Source organism: Flavobacterium branchiophilum NBRC 15030 = ATCC 35035, assembly GCF_002217205.1.
GTDB lineage: Bacteria > Bacteroidota > Bacteroidia > Flavobacteriales > Flavobacteriaceae > Flavobacterium > Flavobacterium branchiophilum.
The window spans coordinates 1-657 of the sequence record NZ_MUGT01000200.1 but is presented as its reverse complement, the minus strand read 5'-3'; the positions used below and the strand labels follow the sequence as shown (position 1 = coordinate 657).

Below are 657 nucleotides of genomic sequence, written 5' to 3'. Positions count from 1 at the left end.
TATAGGGGGCTAGACCAGTTGGATTTGCTGTTTTTTTACAAGCAAACTTTTTGGTATGATGAAACGGCAAGCCCTGAAAGGCTGAAGGAGGAATTGCTGGAGGCCATTGCCGAAAATTGGTATGATATTGATTTTTGAACCTTAACAAAACACTGATAAAAACTTGAAATTATGTCGAAAAAACATTTTATAAAACGCCATTTGTTGATACTCGAAAGGCTGAGAAAAAACCCTTGTGATTTTAAAGAATTACAGGAGTATGTGCGAAAACAATTTATGTACGATGATGAAGATTATGAGTTATTGATACGCACTTTTGAGCGAGACCAGAAAGAAATTTTGAGTATTTATGGTGTTGAGATTAGATACATCCGCAAGGAAAAAGTCTATAAAATTATCGAGTTACTTACTTAGGAGCTACAATTAATTTCCATCCTACCCATTCGTGATTTATCATTCTTTTTATTAGATTATCAAAAATTGTTTCTTTATATATTGATCTATTTAATCGATAAAAATATTCGTTTAAATATTTTTGTAAATGATGTTTACTAACGTGAGTTTGTATTGTTCGTAATCCAGATTTTAGTTGTTGAATGATGTTGTTAATTTGTTTGAAATTTACCGTAGGTTGGCTTATTTCTTGTTTTAAATTTG

2 protein-coding genes are annotated in these 657 nt (G+C 30.9%); one reads left to right on the top strand and one right to left on the bottom strand.

Translation table 11 applies throughout. The features are described 5' to 3' along the window. Positions 1 to 171: 171 nt before the first annotated feature. Entirely contained in the window at positions 172 to 414 is a 243-nt protein-coding gene (locus tag B0A58_RS15770; RefSeq protein ID WP_185740234.1) for a hypothetical protein, read from the top strand. Here the strand turns inward: B0A58_RS15770 and B0A58_RS15765 are convergent. Continuing rightward, positions 407 to 657 (bottom strand): transposase (locus B0A58_RS15765; protein ID WP_165766295.1); only part of this gene is annotated, 251 nt, incomplete at its 5' end. The two genes, B0A58_RS15770 and B0A58_RS15765, sit on opposite strands and share 8 nt — an antisense overlap.

What these genes read in the sequence shown, in the direction of transcription:
- B0A58_RS15770 (WP_185740234.1), top strand. Translation starts at nt 172, where the DNA reads ATGTCGAAAAAACATTTTATAAAACGCCATTTGTTGATACTCGAAAGG.